27 protein-coding genes and 1 riboswitch are annotated in these 26521 nt (G+C 72.7%); of the genes, 17 read left to right on the top strand and 10 right to left on the bottom strand.

The window, feature by feature from the left end; genetic code table 11:
• Positions 1-287: 287 nt before the first annotated feature.
• Positions 288-1673, top strand: a complete 1386-nt coding sequence (locus IH45_RS0107170; RefSeq protein WP_030663117.1) for a uracil-xanthine permease family protein — start codon at positions 288-290, stop codon at positions 1671-1673.
• 495 nt (positions 1674-2168) lie between these two features.
• Here IH45_RS0107170 and IH45_RS1000000148605 read toward each other — a convergent pair whose 3' ends face one another.
• Together IH45_RS1000000148605 and IH45_RS0107160 are read right to left on the bottom strand one after the other, a co-directional pair.
• Positions 2169-2516, bottom strand: coding sequence for a hypothetical protein (locus IH45_RS1000000148605; RefSeq protein ID WP_030663116.1), 348 nt, complete (start codon positions 2514-2516; stop codon positions 2169-2171).
• A gap of 122 nt (positions 2517-2638) precedes the next feature.
• On the bottom strand, positions 2639-3061 hold the full coding sequence (locus IH45_RS0107160; protein WP_030663115.1) for an ATP-binding protein: 423 nt from the start codon (positions 3059-3061) through the stop codon (positions 2639-2641).
• 558 nt (positions 3062-3619) lie between these two features.
• Between IH45_RS0107160 and IH45_RS0107155 the strand changes: the two genes are divergently transcribed.
• The gene (locus IH45_RS0107155) at positions 3620-4558 is read left to right on the top strand and encodes a transcriptional regulator (protein ID WP_158812954.1); all 939 of its coding nucleotides are present in this window, start codon (positions 3620-3622) and stop codon (positions 4556-4558) included.
• A 3-nt stretch (positions 4559-4561) separates the two neighbouring features.
• On the opposite strand, the gene cutA is transcribed toward IH45_RS0107155, so the two are convergent.
• A complete protein-coding gene (gene cutA, locus IH45_RS0107150) occupies positions 4562-4885 on the bottom strand; it encodes a divalent-cation tolerance protein CutA (RefSeq protein WP_030663112.1) in 324 nt (107 codons plus the stop codon).
• Between the two features lie 248 nt (positions 4886-5133).
• Between cutA and IH45_RS0107145 the strand changes: the two genes are divergently transcribed.
• A complete protein-coding gene (locus IH45_RS0107145; RefSeq protein WP_030663110.1) occupies positions 5134-5607 on the top strand; it encodes an acyl-CoA thioesterase in 474 nt (157 codons plus the stop codon).
• Between the two features lie 10 nt (positions 5608-5617).
• Here IH45_RS0107145 and IH45_RS0107140 read toward each other — a convergent pair whose 3' ends face one another.
• Positions 5618-6880, bottom strand: coding sequence for an MFS transporter (locus IH45_RS0107140; protein ID WP_030663108.1), 1263 nt, complete (start codon positions 6878-6880; stop codon positions 5618-5620).
• A gap of 96 nt (positions 6881-6976) precedes the next feature.
• Between IH45_RS0107140 and IH45_RS0107135 the strand changes: the two genes are divergently transcribed.
• On the top strand, positions 6977-8272 hold the full coding sequence (locus IH45_RS0107135) for an ROK family transcriptional regulator (protein ID WP_078897318.1): 1296 nt from the start codon (positions 6977-6979) through the stop codon (positions 8270-8272).
• Between the two features lie 30 nt (positions 8273-8302).
• On the opposite strand, the gene IH45_RS0107130 is transcribed toward IH45_RS0107135, so the two are convergent.
• A complete protein-coding gene (locus IH45_RS0107130; protein WP_030663104.1) occupies positions 8303-9091 on the bottom strand; it encodes an SDR family oxidoreductase in 789 nt (262 codons plus the stop codon).
• 188 nt (positions 9092-9279) lie between these two features.
• Positions 9280-9410, top strand: a riboswitch (FMN riboswitch).
• 187 nt (positions 9411-9597) lie between these two features.
• On the opposite strand from IH45_RS0107130, the gene ribD reads away from it, so the two are divergent.
• The 10 genes from ribD to IH45_RS0107080 all read left to right on the top strand — a co-directional run bounded on the left by ribD (position 9598) and on the right by IH45_RS0107080 (position 18297).
• The gene (gene ribD, locus IH45_RS0107125) at positions 9598-10740 is read left to right on the top strand and encodes a bifunctional diaminohydroxyphosphoribosylaminopyrimidine deaminase/5-amino-6-(5-phosphoribosylamino)uracil reductase RibD (protein WP_030663102.1); all 1143 of its coding nucleotides are present in this window, start codon (positions 9598-9600) and stop codon (positions 10738-10740) included.
• Between the two features lies 1 nt (position 10741).
• The gene (locus IH45_RS0107120; protein ID WP_030663099.1) at positions 10742-11377 is read left to right on the top strand and encodes a riboflavin synthase; all 636 of its coding nucleotides are present in this window, start codon (positions 10742-10744) and stop codon (positions 11375-11377) included.
• The gene (locus IH45_RS0107115; protein WP_030663095.1) at positions 11374-12027 is read left to right on the top strand and encodes a nicotinamide mononucleotide transporter family protein; all 654 of its coding nucleotides are present in this window, start codon (positions 11374-11376) and stop codon (positions 12025-12027) included. Before IH45_RS0107120 ends, IH45_RS0107115 begins: the two co-directional genes overlap by 4 nt.
• Positions 12024-13319, top strand: coding sequence for a bifunctional 3,4-dihydroxy-2-butanone-4-phosphate synthase/GTP cyclohydrolase II (locus IH45_RS0107110; RefSeq protein WP_030663092.1), 1296 nt, complete (start codon positions 12024-12026; stop codon positions 13317-13319). The genes IH45_RS0107115 and IH45_RS0107110 overlap by 4 nt, the downstream gene beginning before the upstream one ends.
• Positions 13320-13379: 60 nt before the next feature.
• Complete coding sequence (gene ribH, locus IH45_RS0107105; RefSeq protein WP_003986918.1) at positions 13380-13865, top strand: 6,7-dimethyl-8-ribityllumazine synthase; 486 nt, start codon at positions 13380-13382, stop codon at positions 13863-13865.
• Positions 13866-13900: 35 nt separating this feature from the next.
• Entirely contained in the window at positions 13901-14170 is a 270-nt protein-coding gene (locus IH45_RS0107100) for a phosphoribosyl-ATP diphosphatase (protein WP_030663089.1), read from the top strand.
• Between the two features lie 67 nt (positions 14171-14237).
• A complete protein-coding gene (gene hisG / locus IH45_RS0107095) occupies positions 14238-15086 on the top strand; it encodes an ATP phosphoribosyltransferase (protein WP_030663087.1) in 849 nt (282 codons plus the stop codon).
• Positions 15087-15171: 85 nt separating this feature from the next.
• Positions 15172-15636: a PH domain-containing protein gene (locus tag IH45_RS0107090; RefSeq protein ID WP_030663084.1), complete on the top strand. Its 465-nt coding sequence runs from the start codon at positions 15172-15174 to the stop codon at positions 15634-15636.
• 193 nt (positions 15637-15829) lie between these two features.
• Positions 15830-17176, top strand: a complete 1347-nt coding sequence (locus IH45_RS0107085) for a hemolysin family protein (RefSeq protein ID WP_030663081.1) — start codon at positions 15830-15832, stop codon at positions 17174-17176.
• Positions 17173-18297, top strand: a complete 1125-nt coding sequence (locus IH45_RS0107080; protein ID WP_030663079.1) for a hemolysin family protein — start codon at positions 17173-17175, stop codon at positions 18295-18297. The genes IH45_RS0107085 and IH45_RS0107080 overlap by 4 nt, the downstream gene beginning before the upstream one ends.
• Positions 18298-18425: 128 nt before the next feature.
• On the opposite strand, the gene IH45_RS0107075 is transcribed toward IH45_RS0107080, so the two are convergent.
• On the bottom strand, positions 18426-18863 hold the full coding sequence (locus IH45_RS0107075; RefSeq protein WP_030663077.1) for an ester cyclase: 438 nt from the start codon (positions 18861-18863) through the stop codon (positions 18426-18428).
• An 81-nt stretch (positions 18864-18944) separates the two neighbouring features.
• Between IH45_RS0107075 and IH45_RS0107070 the strand changes: the two genes are divergently transcribed.
• Positions 18945-19607, top strand: coding sequence for a TetR/AcrR family transcriptional regulator C-terminal domain-containing protein (locus tag IH45_RS0107070; RefSeq protein WP_030663074.1), 663 nt, complete (start codon positions 18945-18947; stop codon positions 19605-19607).
• 48 nt (positions 19608-19655) lie between these two features.
• Here IH45_RS0107070 and IH45_RS0107065 read toward each other — a convergent pair whose 3' ends face one another.
• Together IH45_RS0107065 and IH45_RS0107060 are read right to left on the bottom strand one after the other, a co-directional pair.
• Complete coding sequence (locus IH45_RS0107065) at positions 19656-21563, bottom strand: AAA family ATPase (protein WP_030663071.1); 1908 nt, start codon at positions 21561-21563, stop codon at positions 19656-19658.
• A 465-nt stretch (positions 21564-22028) separates the two neighbouring features.
• Positions 22029-22673: a uridine kinase family protein gene (locus IH45_RS0107060; protein WP_050514601.1), complete on the bottom strand. Its 645-nt coding sequence runs from the start codon at positions 22671-22673 to the stop codon at positions 22029-22031.
• A 358-nt stretch (positions 22674-23031) separates the two neighbouring features.
• On the opposite strand from IH45_RS0107060, the gene IH45_RS0107055 reads away from it, so the two are divergent.
• Both IH45_RS0107055 and IH45_RS0107050 read left to right on the top strand, forming a co-directional pair.
• Complete coding sequence (locus IH45_RS0107055; protein WP_030663065.1) at positions 23032-24390, top strand: peptidase C39 family protein; 1359 nt, start codon at positions 23032-23034, stop codon at positions 24388-24390.
• 120 nt (positions 24391-24510) lie between these two features.
• Positions 24511-25029 (top strand): hypothetical protein, encoded by a 519-nt coding sequence (locus IH45_RS0107050; RefSeq protein ID WP_030663062.1) that lies wholly within the window; start codon positions 24511-24513, stop codon positions 25027-25029.
• A 17-nt stretch (positions 25030-25046) separates the two neighbouring features.
• Here the strand turns inward: IH45_RS0107050 and IH45_RS0107045 are convergent, their stop codons facing one another.
• Positions 25047-25742 carry an HAD family hydrolase gene (locus IH45_RS0107045; RefSeq protein ID WP_030663059.1) on the bottom strand — a complete coding sequence of 232 codons (696 nt, stop codon included), beginning with the start codon at positions 25740-25742 and terminating at the stop codon, positions 25047-25049.
• Positions 25743-25773: 31 nt separating this feature from the next.
• Positions 25774-26493: a phosphatase PAP2 family protein gene (locus tag IH45_RS0107040; RefSeq protein ID WP_050514600.1), complete on the bottom strand. Its 720-nt coding sequence runs from the start codon at positions 26491-26493 to the stop codon at positions 25774-25776.
• Positions 26494-26521: the final 28 nt, after the last annotated feature.

Genomic DNA, 26521 nt, shown 5'->3' with positions numbered 1-26521 from the left:
CGCGCTGTGCGCGAGATCGGAGGTGCTTGGCCGGTCTGGCAGGGGGAGGCGCCTGGCCGGTCTGGCAGGGGGAGGTGCCTGGCCGGTCTGGCAGGGGGAGGTGCCTGGCCGGCCAGGCAGGGGCTGCGCGGGCACGAGGGCTGGATCCCGTATGCCCGCCGGTCCTCCTTTCACCCGCTCAGGGCAGCCCCTGGCCCGGCCGGCTCGGTTTGCCCCCGTCGAAGTGTTGAACTACTAATCACTTCGGCCCTGTGACGTGCGGGGCATCGAACAGCTGGAGAGTGATCATGGCGGGCTTCGGGTGGAAGCTGCATGGCGACGGTAAACACCTGAAGCCGGGGGAGGTGGTGAAGCCGGACGAGCGGCTGAACTGGGGGCGGACGGTCGGTCTCGGGGCGCAGCACGTCGTCTCGATGATCGGCGCCTGCTTCGTGGCCCCGGTCCTCATGGGCCTGGACCCGAACCTCGCCCTCATGGCGTCCGGTGTCGCCACCGTCCTCTTCCTCCTGCTGACGCGCGGGCGCATCCCCAGCTACCTGGGCTCCTCGCTGTCCTTCGTGGGCGTCTCCGCGGTCATCGCCGGCCAAGGCGGCGACGCCAGCACCCTCACCGGCGCCCTGCTCGTGGTCGGAGCCGCGCTGGCGGTCTGCGGCATCATCATCCACACCCTCGGCGCACGGGTGATCCACGCGGTGCTGCCGCCGGTGGTCACCGGTGCCGTGGTCATGCTGATCGGCTTCAACCTCGCTCCGGTGGCAGCGGGCACCTACTGGCCGCAGGACCAGTGGAGCGCCCTCGCGACCATGCTGTTCACCGGGCTGGCCCTGGTCGTGCTGCGGGGCTTCTGGTCGCGGATCGCGATCTTCCTGGGGCTGGTCTTCGGTTACGTACTCTCCTGGATCCTCGACCGGACCACAGGGAAGATCCATTCGGCGAACGGGGCCGGCCAGGTCGTCGACCACTGGCGCATCGACTTCTCCGGCGTCGCCAAGGCGGACTGGATCGGCCTGCCCAACCTGCACGCCCCCACCTTCTCCGCCTCGGCGATCCTGGTCGCCCTGCCGGTACTGGTCGCCCTGGTCGCCGAGAACGCCGGCCACGTGAAGGCCGTCGGCGAGATGACCGGCGACACCCTGGACGACAAACTGGGCACGGCCATCGTCGCGGACGGAACCGCCACCATGCTCTCGACCGCCGTCGGCGGCCCGGCCACCACCACATACGCCGAAAACATCGGCGTGATGGCCGCGACCCGCATCTACTCCACCGCGGCCTACTGGGCGGCGGCCGGTTTCGCGCTGCTCTTCGGCCTGTGTCCCAAATTCGGCGCGGTGGTGGCCGCGATCCCCGGCGGCGTACTGGGCGGCATCACCGTCATCCTGTACGGCATGATCGGCCTGCTCGGCGCGCAGATCTGGGTACGGAACAAGGTGGATTTCGCGCAGCCGCTGAATCTGGTGCCGACCGCGGCGGGCGTCATCGTCGGTATCGGCGGAGTGTCGCTCAAGTTCACCGACAACTTCGAGCTGAGCGGCATCGCGCTGGGCACGTTGATCGTACTCACTGGCTATCACGTGCTGCGCTGGCTTTCCCAGGCGTCGAAGCGGCGGGAGGGGCAGCTGCTGGATGGTGGTACGAGTGAGTATGACCGGGGGGTCGAGGCGTCGGAGTGAAGGTCTTGCAGCACCACGCTCGAAGGGGCACTCCGGCGCGGCAAGCGCCGCGCAGCCGTAGTGGCGGGACGTACGCTCCGGTGACATGGCCGAGCCTTTCGTTGCCGAAGACGAGCCGAACCATCCGGCGTGCGGCATCGGCCCGTCCCGCCGGTACCCGCTCGGGCAGTTCGACGTAAGCGAACGGCCCACGAAGGAATGCCCCTTCGATCCCGCGGACGGCCACCGGTACACGGCAGCCGGTGTGCCTGTCTGCGTCCACCCGGAGAAAGTCGGACTTCCTGCGGCCCGGTACAAGTCCGAGGGGGCACCGGTACCGCAGCCCCCGGACCTTCAGCTGCCGGCAGACGCGGATGACCTGGTTCCGTACCTGCGCGAGCTGCTGTACGGCGCAGCGCCTGCCATGGTCGAATCGATCATCGACCGGGCGTCAGCCGAGATCCCACGAGCCTTTCCGGAGATCGACGCTGTTACGGCGCTGCGCCTGGCGCTCGGTCAGCGTGCCTGGGCGAAGCCGGGAAGGAAGCGGCGGCCTCCGTCGAGAATGCCCATGGTCTGGTACTTCGCCATGACGGCCGCCCTGCGCTTGGCGGTCTCTTCTTTCCCGAACCAACAGCGTTGGTTCATGGTCGGGCCCCAGGCCGCGCGGTAGACCTGATGCGTGTAATCGCCGTGGTCCCATTCACCGATGGCATATCCCATGAAAGAGGTCCAGTCCTCGTCGTACTTCGCGCACGCAGTGCGCAAGCGGCTGAACTCTGGATCCGCTTCGATGGTTGCCGGCATGGCGCGGGCCGGTTTCACCACCTTTTCGGGGGCCGGGCGGACGAGATTGACGTTCACTACTGCACTTCCTTCCTGGGAGAGGTACTGACGTGGACTTGTGACCCGCCCGACCGCAGCCTGTGGCCGCGATCAGCGCGAGCGCGTTCAGGTGCTCTTGTCACGGAGTTCGGTGGCGGCTGTCACGCCTGCCGGGCGTTGACGAATTCGGCCCAGACGGTCTTTCCGAAGGGGCGCGGTTCGGTGCCCCAATGGGCGGCCAGCTCATCGACCAGGACGAGGCCGCGCCCCCTGGCGTCGTCTGCGTTCGGCGTGCGCAGGACGGGCTGGACGAAAGACCGGTCGGTGACGGCGATGAGCACGCGCGAGGGGGCGAGCCGGCTGATGCGCAGGCGAAAGTGGCGGCCTTTCGCATGCTGCACGGCGTTGGTCACCAACTCGGAAGCAGCCACCGTCACGTCGTCGGTCAGGCCGCTGAGCCCCCACGTCCGTAAGGCCGTGTCAACGAGCTGACGGGCGCGGTGGACGGACTCCGGCGTGCACGGCAGCGTTTCGCTGTAGCCGGGCACGCCGATCGCATGAGATCTGGGCGCGATTACGGACACGGGGACTTCCCTCCGAGCGGTGGACCGCTCAGCCCCGCCGGGGCAGCGCCGAGTGGTCTCCTCCAAGCCGCCGTGCGCCGGACGTGAACGCTGGGTCCGGCTCGGCGGGTCCGCCCAGTCAACGCCGGGGCATCACCACGGGGAGTAGGCAGCGTGTGGGGCGTATCTTCGTGTTGGCTTTCGGCGTTGGCTTCTACGCGAGGTTCCGGTCGAACACGTCCGAGGGGCGGGACTATGCGAGAGCACGCGATCGGTCCGCTGTTGAGGGAACTGCGCGAGAGCTCGGGCCGCTCCCAGCAGGACCAAGCCGACGATCTGAACCGCCGGACCGGACGCCATGTCGACCGGCATCAGGTCTCGGACTGGGAACGGGGGGTCATCCCCGGTCCCTACTGGCGCGCGCACATGGCGGATTCGTTCGGTGTGCCGGCTGACCTCTTGAACAGGGCCGCGGTCGCCGCCCGGCGACGGCGCAGGTTGGACCGGCTCTCGGTACAGGCACACGACGACGGAACGGAGGGACAGGTGGAGCGAAGGAAGTTCTTGGGGACGGCAGCGGTGGCCGCGGGCGCGGCAGCGGAGCCTTGGGGGCGGCTGGCCGCCGCTCTCTCCGGCGGAAACGTGGACGCGAAAACGTCGGGGCAGCTCGTCGGGGCGACAGCGAAGTTGTACGCCGATGAGGAGCACGTACCCGCCCCCTTGTTGTCCGCGCGCATCATTACTCACCTCGATGCCGTCACGTCGGTCATCCCCCGCGCCGGCCGGCACCGGCCGGCACTGATCATCACGGCCGGCGAAACCGCGGCTCTCGCCGGGTGGGCCGCATGGGACCGCGGAGAGTACGAGACCGCCGCGCACTACTACCGGACGGTCCGCGATGCCGCCAAGGAGACCGGACATCGCCCGCTGGACGCGCTTGCGCTGGCGTATGCCTCGTACGCGGCAGGCAGTCCCGCGCGAGCTGCCCAGATGCTCGGTGAGGCGCAGGAGTGTGTCAGTGGGCCCGGGTACGCCACCGCGCACGCATGGACGGCGGCAAGGGAAGCGGAAGAGCGCGCCCGGGCCGGGGCAGGCGATGCCGCGGTACGGGCGCTCGAACGTGCGCGAACCGCCTATCAGTTCGCCACTCCCGGGACCGAGCAGCCATGGGTACGCTTCCTGCGTCCTGCGCGCCTCGACTCGATGGCGGTCTCGACGTACACCCGCCTGCGGCACTCGGAGGCCGTCGTCCAGGCGGATCGCTCCGTGGAGCGTCTGGACACCGGCAATCCGAAAGTGAACGTGGCAGTTCTGTGCGACGCCGCGATGGCCCACCTGACGACCGGGGACGGTGAGCACGGGGTGGACCTTGCCCGGCAGGCGCTCGACACCGCCCTGGCCCACAACTACGCAGGGGTCACCATGGTCGACGTGCGGATGCGGGAACTGAGGCGCGCCCTGCCGGACAGCGCAACGGCGCGGAGCCTGCGGGAGGAGATCCGCGCCGCGGCCGGATAACGGTCAGCTCCGGGTTTCCGCCGTCACCCAGGCGAGGTAGCCGGGCGAGCCACCCGTGACCGGCAACGAGATGATCTCCGGTTCGTCGTAGTCATGGTGCTCGGCGATGAACGTGGAGAGCCGGTCGACCAGGCCGCCACGCGTCTTGAAGTCGATCCGCCACTCCTGGTCCTGCTCGACCTTCCCCTCCCACCGGTAGATGGACGAGATGGCGTACACCTGGGCGCACGCGGCGAGCTTCGCGTTCACCACCGCGCCCGCCAGAACACGGGCCTTGGCCTCGGAGTCCGTCGTCGTGATCACTACGGCGTGGTCGCTGTTCGTCATGACCGCGAGCCTAGGGGCGCGGTGGTGAGCGCAGTAGGGCGGTAGCGCGGGGTCGCCCGTCGCGGTGAGGGCCGGCCTGCTGCCGCGAAGCGATCGGGTGCGCAGACCGCCCCCGCCCCGCCACCACCGCCTTCCGGCCAGCCGCATACGATGGCTGGGTTCACTTCTTGAACGATCAACAGCAACAACATCAGGCGGCGCCCACCACACCCCGCCGCCCACCGCCACAGAACCAGGAGCACCACCCCGTGAGCGTCGAAGCCCTTGAGGCCGTCCCCGCCGTCCCGTACGGACAGCTGGTCCCCGTCACCGTGCACTTCGACGACCTCGACGCGCTCGGGATGCTGCACAACTCGCGGTATCCGCTGCTCGTCGAGCGGGCCTGGGCCGAGTTCTGGCACGGTCGTGGGTTCGGGTTCGACGGGGACTGGGCGGCGGCCGGGGACATGTGCAATGTGATCAAGGAGATGAAGGTCTCGTACGAGCAGCCGGTCACCCGGCCCGGGTACTACGCCGCCCACCTGTGGGTCGAGCGGCTGGGGCGGACCGGGCTGACGTACGGCTTCCGGCTCTGCTCCGCCGACGGCGAGCAGACCTACGCGCGCGGCCACCGCGTCCTGGTGCGCGTCGACCCGCAGGCGCTGCGGCCCACGCCGTGGTCGGACCACGCCCGTGAGATAGCCGCGGAGCTGCTGCATCCGGAGGCGCAGCAGGCCGCCTGAGGCATGGGGCTCAGCGCTCCAGGTTGCCGGTCGGTACGGTCTCGGGAGCCGTGGCGCCCCGGTCCGGCACCCGTAGTACCCCGGCGCCCAGGACCAGCCCGCCGGCCAGCGCCGTGACCAGCAGGAACGAGCCGGTCAGCGAGGTGGCCTGGGCGATCGAGCCGATGAGGGACGGGGCGATCAGGCTGGAGGTGTACGTGACCGTGGCGACGCCCGCGATGGCCTGGCTGGGGGCCGGGCCGCTGCGGCCCGCCGCCGCGAACGCCAGTGGCACCACGACCGCGATGCCCAGTCCGATCAGCGCGAACCCGGTCACCGCCATCGCCGGGTGCCGGGCCAGCACGATCAGCAGGCCGCCGACCGTCGCCAGCGCGCCGCTGGTGCGTACGGTGCGGACCGGGCCGAAGCGGGCGACCACCGCGTCCCCCGCCAGCCGGGCCGCCGCCATGGTGCACGTCAGGGCGGTGGTCGAGGCCGCCGCCAGGCCCGGGTCGGTGCCCAGCACGTCGCGCAGGTAGACCGCCGACCAGTCGAGGCTGGCGCCCTCCGCGAACACCGCGCAGAACCCGACCGCGCCGATGATCAGCGCGGACTTCGGGGGCAGCGCGAAGCGCGGCGGCGGGTGCTCGTCGGCGGTGCTGCGCAGGTCCAGTACGCCCCGGCAGGCGAGGAAGCCCAGGGTGGCGGAGATCATCGCGGCGACGGCCAGGTGCAGCCGGGCGTCGGTGGCGGCATGTGCCGCGGCCGTACCGGCCGCCGAGCCCAGCAGGGCGCCCACGCTCCACATGCCGTGCAGCCCCGACATGATCGGTTTGCCGAGCCGGTTCTCGGTCTCCACCCCCAGCGCGTTCATCGCCACGTCCGCCGTGCCCGAGGTCGCGCCGTAGACCAGCAGGCCGCCGCACAGGCCGTACAGGTTGGGGGAGAGGGCGGGGAGTGCGAGGGAGAGGGTCCACAGGGTGAGGAGCAGGCGCAGTGCGGCTCGGGCGCCGAGGCGGTGGCTGATCCGGCCGGCCAGGGGCATGGCGAGCGACGCGCCGATCGCGGGGAAGGCGAGGGCGAGGCCCAGCTGTCCCGCGCCGATCTGGGCGTGGTCCTGGATCCAGGGGACGCGGGTGGCGAAGCTGCCGGCCACCGAGCCGTGTACGAGGAAGACCACGGCCACGGACCAGCGGGCGCGGCGCAGCCGGGCCGGGGAGAAGCGCGGTCCGGAGGCCGGTTCGGGGGGTGGGGCGGCCGTGGAAGCCGCGTCGGGAACGCCTGAGCCATCCATGCGCGTTAAATTATCAGGAACCCTGCCTGATAAAAAGAAGATTCCCCGGCGGTACCGCGGCGCTGTCCGCCCGGAGGGGTCTGGAAGGATCCGGTCATGGACGAGACGCGCGGAACCGCTCCCGGCCGCCCCACCGCACCGGCCGCCGTGCACGCCGTCGTACGTGCCACCGCACCGGCCGCCGTACGCGCTGCCCCGCGCACCGCCTCGCCGAGTACCGCACGGGCGATCAACGACCGGCTGGCCCTCCAACTCCTGCTCAATGAGGGGCCGTTGACCGCGGGAGAGCTGAAGGCGGGCACCGGGCTGTCCCGGCCGACCGTCGCCGACCTCGTCGAGCGCCTCCAGGCCGCCGGGCTGATCGCGGTGGTCGGCGAGTCCGGCGCGCGGCGGCGCGGCCCCAACGCCCGGCTGTACGGGATCGTCGCCGGCCGGGCCCACCTGGCCGCGGTGGACCTGCGCACGGACAGCGCCACGGTCGCGGTCGCCGATCTGCTCGGCCGGGTGCAGGCCGAGACCGCCGTCCCGGTGGAGCCGGGCATGGACCCCGCGCAGGCCGCGGCGAACGGTGTCGCCGCCCTGGAGAAGCTGCTCGGCGCCGCCGGGGCGGCCCGGCCGCACACCGTCGCCGTCGGCGCGCCCGGCCTGGTGGACCCGGCCACCGGGCGGTTCCGCGGCACCGAATGGGTGCCCGCCTGGCACACCGCGCTCGTCACGGCGCTCGGCGCGTGGCCCGCCGCGCCCGTCCTGCTGGAGAACGAGGTCAACCTCGCCGCCATCGCGGAACAGCGCGACGGCTCCGCGCGCGACCGCGACACCTTCGTCCTGCTCTGGCTCGGCCACGGCACCGGCGCCGCCGTCGTCCTGGACGGCCGGCTGCGGCGCGGCGCCTCGGGCGGCACCGGCGAGATCGGCTTCCTGCCCGTACCCGGTACGGGCGGACTGCCCACCGCCGCGGGCTGCGACGGCGGCTTCCACTCGCTGGCGGGTTCGGCGGCGGTGTGCGAACTGGCCGCCGAGTACGGGATCGAGGGAGCCGGGTTCTCCGATACGGCCGACCCCGGCGCGCCCCCCGCCGAGGCGCTGGTCCGTGCCGCCGTCCGCGCGGGCGGTGCCGGTGCCGCCTTCCTCGACGCGCTGGCCGCCCGGCTCGCCCTCGGGGCCGCGGCCGTCTGCGCCGTACTGGACCCGGGCTGCGTGGTCCTCGGCGGTGAGACCGGCCGCGCGGGCGGCGACGCGCTGGCCGAGCGGGTCGCCGACCACCTCGCCCGGATGTCCCCGCTGCACACCGAGGTGCGCGCGGGCACGGTCGGCGGCCGGGCGGTGCTGCGCGGCGCGGTGCTCGCCGCGATGGACGCGGCGCAGGACGATCTCTTCGGGCCTGCGGGCTGAGGCAGCGGCACGCTGCGAGCCCTGAAGGGCCTACCGCCCCGCAGCCGCCTTCCCGGCCTTCCCGCCGCGCGCCGCCAGGAAGTCCCCGTATCCCACCGTCCCGTCCGCGTGATCAAGCGCCAGGTTCTCGCCCCGCCGCAGGGCCCCGAACAGCCTGCCCGGCAGCCACACCGGTACGAGCAGGCGCCGCCGCCCGCCGGCCCGCAGGGTGTCCCGTACGAGGGCGTGGGCGCTGCGGGCCTCCGGGCCGCCCATGTCCGGCACCCGGCCCGCCGGTTCGCCGTGGGCCAGCGCGACCAGCCGGTCGGCGACCTCGCGTACGTCCACCGGCTGGAGCCGGACACCGGCCGGCACCGGGATCACCGGCAGCCGGGCACCGGCCTTGACCATCGACAGCACCAGGTCGTGGAACTGGGTGGTGCGCAGCACGGTCCAGCCCAGCCCGGAGTCCGCGATCAGCCGCTCCACGTCGCGCTTGGCGCGGTAGTAGCCCAGCGGTACGCGGTCCACGCCGACGATGGAGATGTAGGCCAGGTGGCGTACCCCGGCGGCCCGGGCCGCCTCGATGAGCCGGCCCGCGGCCTCGGTGTCGCCGGTCGGCGCCGACGCGCAGTGGATCACCGTGTGCACGCCCGCCAGCGCCGGGGCCAGCCCCGAGCCGTCGCGCAGGTCCACCGCGTACGAGCTGAGCCGGGGCCGCTCGGTGCCGGTGCCGGGGCGGCGGCTGAGGGTGCGCACGTCATGGCCGTCGGCGAGCAGCCGCTCGACCACGGCGCGGCCGAGCGTGCCGGTGCCGCCGGTCACCAGAATCGTCGTCATCGCGATCAGTCCTCGCAGGTAGGGGATGGGGCGTCGGTGCCGGGCCCGCGAGGCCCGGCACCGTACCGACCGGGCGCCGGGCCGGAACGTGACACGCGCGCCGGACCCTGTGAGGCACCCCACAGGCCGCCGCCCGCATGGCCGACGATCAGACGTGGCAGACTGAAGCCGTACTGAATTGACATACGCAGCGCACTCCGGGGTCGGTGAAAGTCCGAACCGGCGGTAACAGTCCGCGACCCGGCCGCCTCCAGCGGCCGGTTGAGCAGGTGGAATTCCTGCACCGACGGTTAAAGTCCGGATGGGAGGCAGTGCGCGGCGGGCGAGCAGCGGTACACCGCCGCCGGCGGTCGTCCTCGCGTTCACGCGTGGCGGCCCCCTTTTCGGCCTCGGTGTCCCCGTTGTCCCGTTCCCGTTTTTCCTGTCCTTCGTGACAGCCCCGGAGTCCGTGCCTTCACAGGCAGGAGGACCCGGTGGCCACCCCAGCCCCCGCGCAGACCGCGGCGATGCGCCGAGCCATCCAGCTTGCCGCGCACGGTCTCGGGCACACCAGCCCCAATCCCGTCGTCGGCTGTGTCGTCCTCGACGCCGCCGGGCACGTCGTCGGGGAGGGCTGGCACGAACGGGCCGGCGGTCCGCACGCCGAGGTCAACGCGCTGCGCCAGGCGGGCGAGCGGGCCCGCGGCGGCACCGCCTTCGTCACCCTGGAACCCTGCAACCACACCGGCCGTACGGGACCGTGCGCGCAGGCCCTCATCGAGGCGGGCATCGCCCGGGTGCACTACGCCGTCCCGGACCCGAACCCCACCGCCACCGGCGGCTGCACCACCCTGGCCGAGGCCGGGATCGAGGTCGAGGGCGGACTGCTCGCCGACGAGGCGGCGGCCGGCAACGAGGCGTGGCTGACCGCCGTACTGCGCCGCCGCCCGTTCGTCCTGTGGAAGTACGCCGCCACGCTCGACGGCCGGATCGCCGCCGCCGACGGCACCAGCCGCTGGATCAGCTCGGCCGAGTCCCGCGCCGATGTGCACCGGCTGCGCGCCCAGGCGGACGCGGTGATCGTCGGCTCCGGCACCGCCCGCGCCGACGACCCGCACCTGGGCGCCCGGCTCGCGGGCCTGGCCGACGCCGAGGTCAGCCAGCCGCTGCGGGTCGTGATCGACACCGGCGCCGCCGTCGTCAAACCCGGCGCCCGCGTCCTGGACGGCACCGCCCCCACCCTGATCGCGGTCGCCGAGGACGCCGACGCCGGCCACCTCGAAGGCCTCGCACCGATCGTCCGCCTGCCGCGCACCGCCGACGGCACCGGACTGCACATCCCCGCCCTGCTCGACGCCCTGTACGCCCGCGACGTGCGCTCCGTGCTCCTGGAAGGCGGCCCGACCCTGGCCGGTTCCTTCCTGGCCGCGCACGCCGTCGACAAGGTCGTCGGCTATCTCGCGCCCGTCCTGCTCGGCGCCGGACCCGCCGCCCTCGGCGACGCCGGAATCGGCACGATCGACCAGGCGTTGCGCCTCGATGTGACCGCCACCGACCGGCTCGGACCGGATCTGCGCATCACCGCCGTCCCGGCCGCGCGTGCCCTGAACCCCGGCACGGACCCCGGCACGGACCCCGCCCCGAACGCCGCCCTGAACGAGGAGAACTGACGTGTTCACCGGAATCGTCGAAGAACTGGGTGAGGTCGCCGCCGTCGAGAACCTCGGCGACAGCTCCCGGTTCACCCTGCGCGGCCCGCTCGTCACCCAGGACGCGAAACACGGCGACTCGATCGCCGTCAACGGCGTCTGCCTGACCGTCGTCGACACCGGCGACGGCACCTTCACCGCCGACGTGATGGCCGAAACGCTCAACCGCTCCAGCCTCGGTGCCCTCGCCGCCGGCTCCCGCGTCAACCTCGAACGCCCGATGGCGCTCGGCGGACGCCTGGGCGGCCACCTCGTCCAGGGCCACGTGGACGGCACCGGCACGATCGTCGCGCGGACGCCCGGCGAGAACTGGGAGATCGTGAAGGTCGCGCTGCCCGCCCACCTCGCCCGCTACGTCGTGGAGAAAGGCTCCATCACCGTCGACGGCGTGAGCCTGACCGTGGTCGAGGCGGCCGACGACTTCTTCACCATCAGCCTGATCCCCACCACTCTTGCCCTGACCACCCTCGGCATCAAGCAGCCCGGCGACCCGGTCAACCTGGAGGTCGACGTACTGGCGAAGTACGTGGAGCGGCTGCTGGGCCAGGGCCGGGGCACCGCGACGGCCGCCGCGGCCGTGGAAGAGAGCCTGCGGTGAACCTCCTCGACTGGCTGAACGGCCCGGCGTTCTCCGCCTTCGGGCAGCAGGTCATCTGGTCCGACATGGTCGGCAACACCATCGGCCTGGCCGCCCTCGCCTTCGGCTGGCGGCGCTCCATATGGACCTGGCCCGCCCAGTTCCTCTCCGGCCTGATCCTCGTCTCCGCATACGCCTACGCCCACCTCAGCGGCGGCGTCGGCAAGCAGCTGCTGGTCATCGGCGTGGCGCTGTGGGGCTGGCGGCAGTGGCAGCGCGGCCGGCGGCAGGCCCAGGACGGCTCCATCGCCGTCCGCTTCGCCACCTGGCGCGAGCGCGCCCTGCTCGTCGCGGGCACCGCCGCCGGCACCGTCGCCGTCGGCGCGCTGTTCGCCCTCGTACCGCAGCTGTCCTGGAACCCCTGGCCCGACGCGTACATCTTCGTCGGCACCCTGGCGGCGATGGTCGCCCAGGCCCGCGGCCTGGTCGAGTTCTGGTTCGCCTGGCTGCTCGTCGACATCGTGGGCGTCCCCCTGGCCTTCAGCAGCGGCCTGGCCTTCTCCGGCCTGGTCTACGTCGTCTATCTCGGCCTCGTCCTGTGGGGCATGCGCGACTGGTGGCTGCGTTCCCGTACGAATCCGCAGCCCGTCCTGGAAGGAGCGGCGGCATGACCGCACTGCAGAGCTGGTACGACCCCGAGGGCGCCCCCGACGCCGCGCTGGTCCTGGACCCCGTCGAGCAGGCGGTCGCGGACATCGCCGCCGGCCGTCCGGTCGTGGTCGTGGACGACGAGAGCCGGGAGAACGAGGGCGACCTCGTGGTGGCCGCCGAACGCGCCACCCCGGAAATCCTCGCCTTCATGATGAGCGAGTGCCGCGGCCTGATCTGCGCCCCCATGGACGGCGCGGAACTGGACCGCCTGGCGCTGCCGCAGATGGTCGAGCACAACACCGAGTCGATGCGCACCGCGTTCACCGTCTCCGTCGACGCCACCGCGGCGCACGGCGTCAGCACCGGCATCTCCGCCGCCGACCGCGCCACCACCCTGCGCCTGCTCGCCTCCGGCGACGCCGCCCCCGCCGACTTCGTACGGCCCGGCCACATCTTCCCGCTGCGCGCCCGCGAGGGCGGCGTCCTGGAGCGCAACGGCCACACCGAGGCCGGTGTGGACCTCGCCCGGCTGGCCGGGCTGCGGCCCGCCGCCGCGATCGTGGAGATCGCCGGCGAGGACGGCACGATGCTGCGGCTGCCCGAGCTGGTGCCGTTCGCCCGCAAGCACGGCCTGTCGATCATCTCCATCGAGGACCTGATCGCCTACCGCCGGAGCTCGGAGCCGACCGTCCGCCGCGAGGCGACCACCCGGCTGCCCACCCGCCACGGCGAGTTCACCGCGTACGGCTACCGCTCCACCGTCGACGGCGTCGAGCACGTCGCGCTGGTGGCCGGGGAGATCGGCGACGGCGAGGACGTCCTCGTACGGGTCCATTCGGAGTGCCTGACCGGCGACATCTTCCACTCGCTGCGCTGCGACTGCGGCCCCCAGCTGGAGGAGTCGCTGCGGCGCGTCCAGGAGGCGGGCCGCGGCGTGGTGATCTACCTGCGCGGCCACGAGGGGCGCGGCATCGGGCTGCTGTCCAAGCTGCGCGCGTACGAGCTCCAGGAGCGCGGTGTCGACACTCTGGACGCCAACCTGGAGCTGGGCCTGCCCGCCGACGCCCGGGACTACGGCGCGGGCGCCCAGATGCTGACCGACCTCGGCGTGCGGTCGCTGCGGCTGATGACCAACAACCCCGAGAAGACCGACGCGCTCGTCCGGTACGGCCTCAAGGTCACCGGCCGGGAGCCGATGCCCGTCCAGGCGGGCGAGCACAACCTGCGGTACCTGCGCACCAAGCGGGACCGGATGGGGCACGACCTGCCCTGGCTCGACGCGGAGCGCGCGTCGACCTGCGGCAACCAGTAGCACCGCGGCCGGACCGCCGGCCGTCCCACCCGTACGTACACGAACACCACGAGGAGAACCGTGAGCGGCAAGGGCGCACCCGAACTGTCCGTGAAGAACTGTGGCGACCTGCGGGTGGCCGTCATCGCCGCCCAGTGGCACGAGAAGGTGATGGACGGCCTGGTGGACGGCGCCCTGCGCGCCCTGTCCGAGCTGGGCATCGACGAGCCGACGCTGCTGCGCGTGCCCGGCAGCTTCGAGCTGCCGGTGGTCGCCAAGGTCCTCGCCGGCCGCGGCTACGACGCGATCGTGGCGCTCGGCGTCGTCATCCGCGGCGGCACCCCGCACTTCGACTACGTGTGCCAGGGCGTCACCCAGGGCCTGACGCAGGTCAGCGTGGACACCGGCGTACCGATCGGGTTCGGCGTGCTGACCTGCGACACCGAGGAGCAGGCGCTGGACCGGGCCGGAATTTTCGGCTCCACCGAGGACAAGGGCCACGAGGCGGTGACCGCCGCCGTCGCGACCGCCGCGACGCTGCGCACCGTCGCCGAGCCCTGGCGCTGAGCGGCGCTCCGCGACCGCGTAGGGTGGGGCCCATCATGTCCAAGAAGACGTTCGAGGAGCTGTTCACCGAGCTCCAGCAGAAGGCCTCCGGCGACCCCGCCACCTCCCGCACCGCCGAACTGGTCCGGTCCGGCGTCCATGCGATCGGCAAGAAGGTCGTCGAGGAGGCCGCCGAGGTGTGGATGGCCGCGGAGTACGAATCCGACGAGGCCGCCGCCGAGGAGATCTCCCAGCTCCTGTACCACCTCCAGGTGATGATGGTCGCCAAGGGCCTCACCCTCGACGACGTCTACGCCCACCTCTGAGCCGCCCGGCTCACCCCGCACCACCCCCTTTCCCTGTCACCACCTCGTACGAAGGAAGTCACCTCTCATGCTGCGCATCGCCGTCCCGAACAAGGGTTCACTGTCCGAGCCTGCGTCGGCGATGCTCCATGAGGCCGGCTACCGCCAGCGCAAGGACCGCAGGGAGCTGGTCCTGGTCGACGCGGAGAACGAGGTCGAGTTCTTCTTCCTGCGCCCGCGCGACATCGCGGTCTACGTCGGCTCCGGCAAGCTGGACATCGGCATCACCGGCCGGGACCTGCTGCTGGACTCCGGCGCGCAGGCCGAGGAGATCATGCAGCTCGGCTTCGCCGGCTCGACCTTCCGCTACGCCACCCGCCCGGGCACCGCCAAGGATGTCACCGACTTCGACGGCATGACGGTCGCCACCTCCTTCTCCGGCCTGGTCACCCAGCACCTCGCCGACAACGGCGTGAACGCCTCCGTCGTCCACCTCGACGGCGCGGTCGAGACCGCCATCCAGCTCGGCGTCGCCGAGATCATCGCCGATGTGGTGGAGACCGGCACCACCCTGCGCAACGCCGGACTGGAGATCATCGGCGAGCCCATCCTGAAGTCCGAGGCGGTCGTCATCCGCGGCAAGGACGCGCCCGAGGACGACCCGAAGGTCCGCCAGTTCCTGCGCCGCATGCAGGGCGTCCTGGTCGCCCGGCGCTACGTGATGATGGACTACGACATCCGCGTCGAGCACGTCGAGAAGGCCGTCGCGCTCACCCCGGGCCTGGAGTCGCCGACCGTCTCCCCGCTGCACCACGAGGGCTGGGTCGCGGTCCGCTCGATGGTCCCCGCCAAGGACGCCCAGCGCATCATGGACGAGCTGTACGAGCTGGGCGCCCGCGCCATCCTGACCACCGGCATCCACGCCTGCCGCCTCTGATCCGGCGGCCCGGCCGCCGCCGACGGGCGGCGGCCGCCTCCGCCGCCGGCCCGCGCCGGCGGCCCGTACGAAAGAGCCCAGCGACGTGTCCGCGCCTGCCCCCGCGCCCCTGCCCGCCCTCCCGGTGACGTTCCGGCCCGGCCGTACCCGGGCCGTGCTGTACGGCGTCGGTATCGCCCAGCTCGCCGTGCTCACGGTGATCGCCGTGCTGCTGCCGAAGCTGGGCCCCGGCGAGCGGATCAGCTTCGTGTTCACGGGACTGATCGTGCTCGGCGTGCTGCTGCTGCTCGCCCGCCCCAAGGTGGTCGCCCACCAGGACGGCATCACGGTCGTCAACCTCACCACCAAGCGCGAGCTGGCCTGGGCGCAGGTGCTGCGCGTCAACCTGCGCCAGGGCGACCCGTGGGTGCACCTCGACCTGGCCGACGGCACCAGCTTGCCCGCGATGGGCATCCAGCCCGGCATCGCGCGCGACCAGGCGATCCGGGACGCCCGTACGCTCCGGGCGCTCGCCGACAGCCACGGCACCGGCAGTCAACCCAACCGGTGACCTGCCCTTACCGGGGCCCGGCTGTTTACCCTGGTGCCCAGGGCGCGCCCGCGCCCCGCCCCGGCCCGGGGCCCCAGCGACCTGAGGAGTGACTCCCTCCAGCAATGGACGGATCGTCCGGTAGTACCTGCGCCGCCCCTTCCTCGGAACCCCCGCATACGGGGGAATTCCGCTTCCCGACGGAGGCGGCGGCATGACCGCCAGTCTGCTGCTGCTCGCGGCGGCACTCGTCCTGATCCTCGCCAACGGCTTCTTCGTCGCCGCCGAATTCGGCCTGGTGACCGTGGAGAAGGCGGAGGCCGAACGGGCCGCCGCCGCAGGCGACCGGCGCGCCCGCACCGTCGTCTCCGCGCTGCGCGAACTCTCCTTCCAGCTCTCCGGCACCCAGCTCGGCATCACCATCACCTCCCTGGTGGTCGGCATGCTCGCCGAGCCCGCCCTCGCCCATCTGCTGTCCGGGCCGCTGACCGCCGCCGGGCTGCCGGCCGGCGCCGTACCGGGCGTCGCCGTCGTCATCGGGATGCTGCTGGCCTCCGCCGTGCAGATGGTCCTCGGCGAGCTGGTGCCCAAGAACTGGGCGGTTTCCAAGCCGCTCCAGGTCGCCCGCTTCGTCGCGGGCCCGCAGGGCGCCTTCTCGCGGTTCTTCCGCCCGGTGATCTCCCTGCTGAACACGGTCGCCAACCGGCTCGTACGGGCCCTGGGCGTCGAGCCGACCGACGAGCTGGCGTCCGCCCGCACCCCCGGCGAACTGGTCTCGCTCGCCCACCACTCGGCCCGCGCCGGAGTGATCGAGCAGGACACCGCCGACCTGTTCGTCCGCACCCTCTCGCTCGGCGGGCTGACCGCCGAGAACGTGATGACCCCACGGGTACGGGTCAGCGCGCTCCAGGCGTCCGCGACCGCCGAGGACGTCCTCAACCTCACCCGCGCCACCGGCCTGTCCCGCTTCCCCGTCTACCGCACCCGGCTGGACGAGGTGGTGGGCATGGTGCACCTCAAGGACGCCCTCGCGGTGCCCGAGCACGAGCGGCTGCGCACCCCGGCGGGCCGGATCGCCGTACCGCCGCTGCTGGTGCCCGAGACACTGCCGGTGCAGCCGCTGCTGGAGCGGCTGCGCAGCGAGCAGCCGATAGCCGTGGTCGTCGACGAGTACGGCGGCACGGCGGGCGTGGTCACCCTGGAGGACATCGTCGAGGAACTGGTCGGCGAGGTCCGCGACGAGCACGACCGGGCGGCCCTGCCCGAGCTGGCGCAGGCACCGCCCGAGGACGGCCGCCCGGCCTGGGACGCGGACGGCGGCTGCCGGGTCGACACACTGCGCCGGATCGGCCTGGACGCGCCCGACGGCCCGTACGAGACGGTGGCTGGACTGGTGGCGCACATACTCGGGCGGGTGCCCGCCCCCGGCGACACCGCTGAACTGGACGGCTGGCGGCTGCGGGTGCGGTTGGTGTCCCACCACCGCGCCGCGCGGGTGCGCATCATACGCACCGCGAGCGCCGCCGTTCCCGCTCCGCTGCTCGCGGAGGTGGCCCGGTGAGTTTCCTCCAGCTCCTGTTCGCCGCCTTCCTGGTCCTGGTCAACGGCTTCTTCGTGGGCGCGGAGTTCGCGCTCGTCTCGGTGCGCCGCAGCCAGATCGAACCGCTGGCCACCGCGGGCTCCAAGCGGGCCCGCAAGGTGCTGCACGGCCTGGAGAACCTGCCGCAGATGATGGCGGCGGCCCAGTTCGGCATCACCGTCTGCTCCCTGACGCTCGGCGCGGTCGCCGAACCGACCGTCGCCCGCCTCCTGGAGCCCCTCTTCCACGCGGCCCACCTCCCGGGGCCGCTGATCCACCCGCTCGGCTACGTCATCGCGCTGGCCGCGGTGGTCTTCCTCCACCTCGTCATCGGCGAGATGGTCCCGAAGAACCTGGCGATGGCCGCGCCGGAGAAGACCGCGCTGTGGTTCAGCCCCGGCCTGGTCGCCTTCGCGCGGCTGTGCCGCCCGGTCACCGCCCTGCTCGGGGCGTGCGCGCGCGGTGTGCTGCGGCTGTTCCGCGTCGAGCCGAAGGACGAGGTCGAGGCGGTCTTCACGAGCGAACAGCTCACCCACCTCGTCGAGGACTCCAAGCAGGCCGGGCTGCTGGCCCCCGCCGAGCAGGAGCGCCTGTCCGACGCGCTGGAGCTGGGCAGCCGCCCGGTCACCGACGTGCTCCTGGACCCGGCCGGACTGGTCACGGTCGATCCGGCGGTCACCCCGCGCCAGGTCGAGGAGCTGACCGTCAAGACCGGCTACTCCCGTTTCCCGGTGTCCGCGCCCGGCGGCGCGTACATGGGCTATCTGCACGTCAAGGACGTACTGGACCTGGAGGAGGGCGACCGCGCGGTGCCGCAGCACATCTGGCACCCGATGACGACGCTGCGCGCCGAACTCCCCCTGGACGACGCGCTGACCGCGATGCGCCGCTCCGCTTCCCACCTGGCCGCCGTCGCCGACGCGACCGGGCGGGTGCTCGGTCTGGTCGCGCTGGAGGACGTACTGGAGAAGCTGGTGGGGGAGGTGCGCGATCCGTCGCACCGGCAGGAGGACCTGCCGCCCGTGGCGGCGTTCGGCGCGCAGGGCACCCGGATCCCCGAGGCGCCGGGGCCGGCCAGGGAGGACCGGGCGCTGGCTGGGTGAGGCGCCGGTGATGTACGGGGTGAGCCCGCGGCCGGTCCGCGGGCTCACGCTGTTTGCGGCCGGTCCGCGGGCTCACGCCGTCTCCGGCCGGTCCGCGGACTCACCCCGTTTCCGGCCGGTCCGCGGGCTCACGCCGTCTCCGGCCAGTCCCAGCCGAGCTGCGCGAACATGCCCAGCCGGTCGCTGACCGCCCGGATCTCCGCGATCTTCCCGTTCCGTATGGTGAAGATCCATATCTGCTCCACCGCGAACCGCCGGTGAGTGGGCCGCGGCATCCGTGGATGCGCCCCGGTGTGCACCCCGCTGACCAGCAGCCGGGCCACCACGCGGTCGCCCTCGGCGATCAGCTCGCGCGGCTGCATCCGCGCTTCGGAGAAGGCGTCGAGCTGCTGCCGGAAGCCGTCGAAGGCGGCTCCCGGGGCGTCCGGCTCGCCGTGGATGATCTTGTTGTGGTCGAGCACGTCCGCCGCCAGGTACCTGGGCAGATCCGCCGTCCGACGTGCGGTGATCGCCGCGAACAGGTCGGTGACGAGCTGCTTGTTCCGGTCCGTGCGGGTCGCGTCCATGCCGGCACCCCTCTTTTCTTACGCTGTAAGTAACGGGTCGCCGGGTAGAATCGCCTTACGTCGTAAGAAAGTCAAGGAGGGATGGCCGTGGCCAAGGGGCACAAGCGGGCGCGAGGCGAACGGGCGGGGCTGTCCCGGCAGCGGGTGCTGGACGCGGCGCTCGCGCTGGTCGACCGCGACGGGCTGGCCGCCCTCTCGATGCGCCGGCTCGGCGCCGACCTCGGCGTCGAGGCCATGACGCTCTATCACTACGTCCCGAACAAGGACGCGTTGCTGGACGGCCTGGTGGAGCGGGTGTTCGAGCAGGCGGCGCCGCTCACGGCCGACGGCGCGCGCTGGCGGCCCGCCCTGGAGCGGTACGCCGGGTCGCTGCGCCGCACGCTGCTGCTCCACCCCGCCGTACTGCCCCTGGCGATGAGCCGCCCCGCGGTGACGCCGCAGACCCTCGGCGCGGTCGAGAGCGGCCTGCGGATGCTGCGGGACGCGGGCTTCCCGCTCGGCCGGGCGCTGGACGTGCTGAACGCGCTCACCGTCTTCGTCATCGGCCACGCCGCCGTCGAGGCGGCCACCGCCCGCGTCAACGAGCAGGGCGCGCCCGGCTCAACGGCGTACCTTGCGCAGTTGGACGCCGCCCGTTTCCCGCTGCTCGTGGAGGCCGGGCAGGGCGGTCACGGGGCCGACGACGCGGCGCGCTTCGACTACGCCGTACGGGCGCTGCTGGCGGGCTTCGACGGCGGGGCCTGAGAGCGCCGGGGTCCGGGGCGCCGGGGCCTGAGCGGGCCGGGCGTTCCGTCAGAGCGGCGGCGGCATGTCCGGGCCCGGTCCGATGGCCGGGCCGCGCCCGGAGAGGACCTCGCCGTACGCCTGCATCAGGTCCGGCAGGCGCAAGGTGGCCAGGTCGTCGCGGGACGGGGTGCCGGACCAGGTGGACAGCCGCAGGTCGCGGTAGGCGCAGCTCTTCTCGTACAGGGTGCGCAGGAAGCGGCCGTTGCCCAGCTCGTCGATCCAGCCCTGCTCGACCACATGTCCGCTGATGCTGCGCAGCTCCTCCAGCGACTCCTCGTCCCAGTGGTCGCCGTTCTCGGCGGCCAGCACCTCGCCGATGGCGGTCAGCTCCGGCGGTCGGTAGCTCGGGAAGTCGACGCGCGAGGTGAAGCGGGAGGACAGGCCGGGGTTGGCGGCCAGCAGGCGGTCCATGCCCTCCGGATAGCCGGCGAGGATGACGACGAGCCGGTCGCGGTTGTCCTCGGCCCGCTTGAGCAGCACCTGAAGGGCCTCGTCGCCGTACGCGTCGCCCTTGCTGTACGCGGAGTTCGACAGGCTGTACGCCTCGTCCACGAACAGCACCCCGCCCAGCGCCGAGTCGATCAGCTCGTTCGCCTTCACGGCGGTCTGGCCCAGGAATTCGCCGACCAGGTCGGCCCGTTGCGCCTCCACGAGGTGATCGCCGCCCAGCAGGCCGAGTGCGTAGAACACCCGGCCGAGTATCCGGGCCACCGTGGTCTTGCCGGTGCCCGAGGGGCCGGAGAAGACGAAGTGTCGTTTCGGCGGCTGCACCGGAAGGCCCTGGCCCGCCCGCAGCCGCGCCATCCGCAACTGCGCCGACAGCGCCCTGACCTGACGCTTCACCGGCTCCAGCCCGACCATCCGCTCCAGCTCGGCGAGCGCCTTCTCCAGCAGTACGGGGTCGGACGGGCCGGCCGGCAGCTGATCGGCGCCGCGCGGCCCGCCGGGCGCGGACTTCTCCCGTACGGCGGGGCCCGCGTCCCCCGGGGAGCCGCCCGCCAGGTCACTGTCCGGGCCCTCCGGCTCGGTCGTGGCCAGCAGCTCCCGCCCGTCCACCGGGTCGAGCGGGGAGAGCGGGTCGAGATCGCCGCCCGCCTCCTGGCCGAGGCCGGCGGCGGAAACGGCCGCGAGGTCCGTGCCCTCCTCCAGGCCGTCGCCCTCGGCTATGGCCGCCAGCCGGGCCGAGGTATCCATGAACGCCGGGTCGACGCGGTGCACCGCGCGGTACAGCGGCAGCGCCGCCGCGCTGCGGCCGGTGCCCTCGTGGGCGCGGGCGAGCCAGTACCGCAGCTCCTTGCGCTGCGGCTGCTCGCTGCGGCAGCGCATCAGGGCGGCCGCCAGCAGCGGCTCGGCCTGCCCGTACATCTCCTGGCGCACCCGCGCCATGCCGCCGAACAGCCCGGCCTCGATGCCGAGCAGCGGGTCGTCCAGCAGCGGTTCGGTGTGCCGGACGAGCTGGTCCCAGTCCTTGACGAGATAGGCGCGGCAGGCGTGCAGGAAGCGCACCTGCGGGTCGGTGTCCACCGGCGGGCAGCCCGCCAACGCCTGGTCCAGCTCGGCCACATGGCGGCCGTCGAGCCAGTGCGAGGCGTGCGCCAGCAGCAGGTCGCGGCCGGTCTCCAGCACCGGCTGCACCCACCACCCGAGCCAGTACCAGGAATTGAGTGTGCGCCGGTGCCGGGCCCGCTGTTCCCCGAAACGGTCGCGGTGCCGGTGCATGCGCAGCAGCGCGGTCGAGGTGTCCGCACGCAGCGCGTGCAGGCCGAGCCAGCCGTCGGCCATCGTCGGATCCATCCGCACCGCGGCCCGGAACTCCTCCTCCGCCTGCGGGTACGCGCCCACCGTGTAGGCGTCCACCGCGCGCAGCCAGGCGAGTTCGGCCGGGGCGTGTGTGCCCTGGGTGCCGAAATCCATCACGTCCCCCACAAAACGTCCCCCGTGGTGTGCCGCCGGGCGAGTGCCAGGCCGCAGCGTTTTCGAACCGCCGTACCGTGGACGGGCGTTGCTCGCCGTCCGGGCACTTCGGTGCTCTTCGGTATGCGTCCTTCGGTGGCACGGACTCGCATCGTACCTGCGGTATCGGCGCAGGCCGAAGAGGGCGGCAGGGAGGAAGACGAGGCTCCGCGGCGCGAAGGGAGCGGTGACATAGGGTGAGGGACGGACGGCGTCGGCGCGCGCCGGGCGCGCGGGTCACAGAACGAAGCCCCCGATCACGGGGGAACAACCGGGGGCTTCGCGTCTGCGGGCGGTCCGTCAGAACCGCACATTGAGAACGTAAGTCCTGTACGCCCCCCAGGTCAAGCCGAGTTGAGGCAGTCGGCGGTACGCGCACGGCGACGATCTGCGTACCGCCCGTGGTTCGTCACGGACGGTGACAATTCAGGGGGTCCCGTCCGTCCCGCCAGGCCCCGGCAGCACCTCGTACCCCTCGGCGCGCCCGCGTACCAGCAGGCCGGCGTACGGACGCGAGGGGTCCGCCGCGAAATGGGCGCGTTCCGCAGGAATCCAGTCATCCCAGAACCCTTCGAGAGCCTGTCCGTCCCGCAGCCTTCCCCGTTCCCAGGAGTGACCGGCCGTCAGGTCCATCCACAGCAGGCACGCCAGGTACGGGCGCAGGGAGCGCCGGCCCGCGCCCACGCCCTCCACGACGACGGCGTGCGCCGGTGCCAGCTCCCGGCGCGCGGTGAACTCCCTGCGCTCCCAGTCGTACACCCGGTACCGCGCGGACTCGCCACGCGACAGCGGTGCCAGGACCTCGGCGCGGAACCGGTCCGTCCAGGCGAACAGTTCGTCGTGGGTGGCGATGTCGTCCAGCCGGACGACCGGGGCGCCGCCCAGCGCCGCGGCCAGGTGCCGCGCGAATGTGCTCTTCCCGGACCCGGCATGCCCGTCCACCGCGATCAGCCGCACCGGGCCGCAGGACGGGGGCAGCGCGCGCAGCCGGGCGGCGAGGGCGCCCAGGTCGCCCGGCGCGCGGGACGGCGCCGCCCCGGACGGGAACGGCCGGAACGGCTCTTGACTCACGCTGCTGCCTGTCTGACGGGGCTGGAGGAACGCGGCAAGATTACCGTTACGGGTCTTCCGGCCCCGCGGGCGTCACGGCCCCCCACCCCGCCGCGGAAGCGCCCCGGCTGCCGCAATCAGATGATCCCTTCCGCGACGCGCGACGAACCGCTGGCCGAAGGGCGTGCGCGGGGCAATAGTTGAGCCACGGCCGCCGTACGGGCAGCCCCTGGACCGCCCGTGCCCGGCCCACCGCACCGCCCGCTCTCCGCTCCACCGGCCGTCCGGCCCGACCGGCGGCCTGTCCCACCGGCCACCCGCCCGACCGCTCCACCGTTCCGCCGGCTCACTCCATCGCATCCGACTGGGGGACCCACCGATGAACAGACCCACGCCCCGGCGTACCGTTCTGGCCGCCGCCCTCGCCGTAGCGGCAGGCGCGGCCGCACCCCTGGCGCACGCCGCCTCCCCTTCCGAACCGTCCGCCGCACCGAAGGCGAAGCGTCTCGTGGACTACCGAGCCTGGCACACCGCAGCCGAGTGGAAGCAGGGCGTCGCGAACGGCACCCGCGTGGTGAACGGGAGCCGCCCCGGCGTGGCCATCGACCGCCCCGCCGGCTCGGCCGAGTACCGCGACCCGCACACCGGTACCACCGCCACCTGGGAGTACGCGGTCTGGACGTCCCCGGCCCGCACTCTGAAGATTCCGTCCACGGAAGCCGTCGTCTCCTGGAACGCCCACACCCCGGCCGGCACCTGGATCACCGTCGAGATGCGCGGCACGTACAGCGACGGCGGGCGCACCCCGTGGTACGTGATGGGCCGCTGGGCCGCCGGGGACGGCGACATCCGCCGTACCTCCGTCGACGGCCAGAAGGACGGCAGGAGCAACATCTCCACCGACACGTTCGCCATCGACACCCCGGCGAGCGGCCTGCGGCTGGCCTCCTACGAACTGCGCGTCACCCTCCACCGCAGGCCCGGCACCACCCTCACCCCCACCGTGTGGCGCCTGGGCCTGATGGGGTCGGCCGTCCCCGACCGCTTCGACGTGCCGGCCTCCAAGCCCGGCGTGGCGACCGGCCGGGAACTGACCGTGCCGCGCTACTCCCAGGAGATCCACAAGGGCCAGTACCCCGAGTACGACAACGGCGGCGAGGCGTGGTGCAGCCCCACCTCCTCCCAGATGATCATCGAGTACTGGGGCCGCAAACCCACCGCCGCCGACCTGGCCTGGGTCAACCCGGCCTACGCCGACCCCCAGGTCTGCCACGCCGCCCGCTTCACCTACGACTACCAGTACCAGGGCTGCGGCAACTGGCCCTTCAACACGGCCTACGCGGCCACCTACCGGGACATGGAGGCCGCCGTCACCCGCCTCGGCACCCTCTCCGACGCCGAGACCCTGGTCCGCGCCGGCATCCCCGTCATCACCTCGCAGTCCTTCCTGGCCACCGAGCTGACCGGGGCGGGCTACGGCACGGCCGGCCACCTGATGACCGTCATCGGCTTCACCAAATCCGGCGACGTGATCGCCAACGACCCCAACTCCCCGACCAACGCCGCCGTCCGCCGCGTCTACAAGCGTCGTGAGTTCGAACGCATCTGGCTCCGCACCAAGCGCAAGAACGCCGAGGGCAAGGTCGTCAGCGGCACCGGGGGAATCTGCTACGTGTACTTCCCGACGGAGGTCACGGCCGCTCAGCGGGGTGCGCTGGCGGTGGTGGGGATCAGCTGATCCCGCCGTATACCCCTCCTCCGTCTCGCGCCCGCCCTCTACCGGTCACCCGAAACCTGTGGCGCAATGGACCGGCGGGGCCGACGGGGCTCCGGTGGCCGTGAGTTGGGGGAGGGGCCCATGTCCGTAGCGGTGTGTTCGTTGCTCTGGGACGCGGCGAAGCACGGGGCGGGGACGCAGAAGATCTCGTACGACGATGACGGGTACCACCTCGTGCGCTTCCCGTACGCGGCGGACGCCGAGTCGTACGACCCATGGAAGATGCACGATCCGGCCAACGGGGGCGGCACGCCGTCCACGTTCCCCGACGCGCGGTCGGGGCTGATCTGGCCGAGCCACGAGGGCTGGGGCGTGCTGTCCGCGATGGTCTTCTGGGACGCGGACGACCGGCCGAACGAGTACCGGGCCCGGTTCGTACGCGATCCGCTCGGGCCCGGTTACGACTCGACGGCCACCACCGACACGTGGAAGACCGGGGGCGGCCAGTACAAGACGTATGTGTGGCAGATGTTCGTCCACCGGGGGACACCGGTCGGGCTGAAGATCTCCGCGCGCGGGGCCGGGGACGCCAAGGTGCCGACCGCGATCACGCACGCGCAGTTCAAGCTGGCGATCCATACGGATGTGGTGCGGCCGTAGAAGGGACGGTGGGCGGGTCAGCCGGCCAGGTCGAGCGCGGGGCGCAGGCCGTCCGGGCGCTCGGCCACCGGCACGTGGTCGACGGGCAGGTACGCGCAGCCCAGCGCCGTCGCCGCCCCGTCCGCCGTCCGGTCGTCGCCCACCATCAGGACATCCGTGGGCGCCAGCCCCAGCTCCTCGCACGCGATCTCGAAGAGCCGCAGGTCCGGCTTCTGCATGCCGTGCTCGTACGACAGGACGTAGCTGTCGACGAAGCGGTCGAGCCCGTGGGCGCGGAGCACCGGGCGCAGGTCCCAGCCGATGTTGCTGACCACGCCGATGCGCAGGCCGCGCCGCCGGAGTCCGTCCAGGACCTCGGCGGCGTCCGGGTACGGCGCCCACGCGGCGGCGGTCATGTGCCGCTCGTACAGCGCGTCGTACAGCCTTTCGTCGGGCAGCGGCACCTGCCGGGCCAGGCCGGTGTACAGCTCGCGGTGCCGGTCCGCGCTGCGGTCCCGGACCTCCCACAGGGCGGCCAGGCCGGGCGGCAGCCGCTCCGGCGAGGGGCCGCCGGGCAGCGCGCCCGCCCGGCCCAGCTCCGCCGCGAGGCGTACGGTCTCCGCCTCCGGGAGTTCCGTTCCGGTCTCCGCGAGCACCGCGCGCAGCCAGCTCTCCGGCGGTTCGATGCGCAGCAGCGTCCCGGAGAAGTCGAAGAGCACACCCTTGATCGTCATACTGCCATCCTGTCGTGCCGACGGCCCGCCGTCATCGACGCGCCTCGTACCGGGTCGGGGGCCGGGCCCCGCAGCGGGTCTCGTACCGACTTCCGTACCGCCGGACGTACGCGAGCCCCGCGGCCGCCACCAGGGCACCGCCCAGCAGCCAGCCGCCCAGCACATCCGTGGCCCAGTGGACCCCCAGATACACGCGGGTCAGGCCGACGCCCGCCACGGACACCGCGACCAGCGCCGTGGCGGCCCACCGCCAGGCCCGGCGCGCCCCGTACAGCCGCAGCAGCCACAGCGCGAGACCGCCCGCGACCGCCGCCGTCATCGCGTGCCCCGAGGGGAACGCCGCGTAGCTCGCCGAGTCAAGGGGGTCCGGCCACACCGGGCGGGGCCGGCCGACCAGGGCCTTCAGCGCCTGTTGGAGTGCTGTGCCCAGGGCTGCCGTGACCGCGACCCAGCAGCCGGGCACCCACTGCCGGCGGCACAGGAGGGCGATGACCGCGACGGCCAGGAGGGCGCGCAGGGTCCAGGGGTCCCAGACCCAGTCGGAGAGGATCCGGTTGGCCTGTGTCAGACCGGGGTCCGCGACGGCCGTGCGGTGGAAGGCCGTGGCCAGGGACCGGTCGAGGGCGAGCAGGGGGCTCCAGCGGGCGGCGACGAGGGCGAGGAGGGCGGTGAAGGGGAGGAGCAGGAGGAGAGGGAGGAGGGTGGGGGAGAGGGAAGAGCGCGGCGGTGCGGAGGGTGGCCTGGAGGGCATGGGGGAATCTTCGCTTAGGGGAAGCGGG

Source organism: Streptomyces rimosus subsp. rimosus (assembly GCF_000720725.1).
Taxonomy (GTDB): Bacteria; Actinomycetota; Actinomycetes; order Streptomycetales; family Streptomycetaceae; genus Streptomyces; species Streptomyces rimosus_A.
Note: the sequence above shows the minus strand (reverse complement) of the source record. Positions and strands in the feature narration are given on the sequence as shown.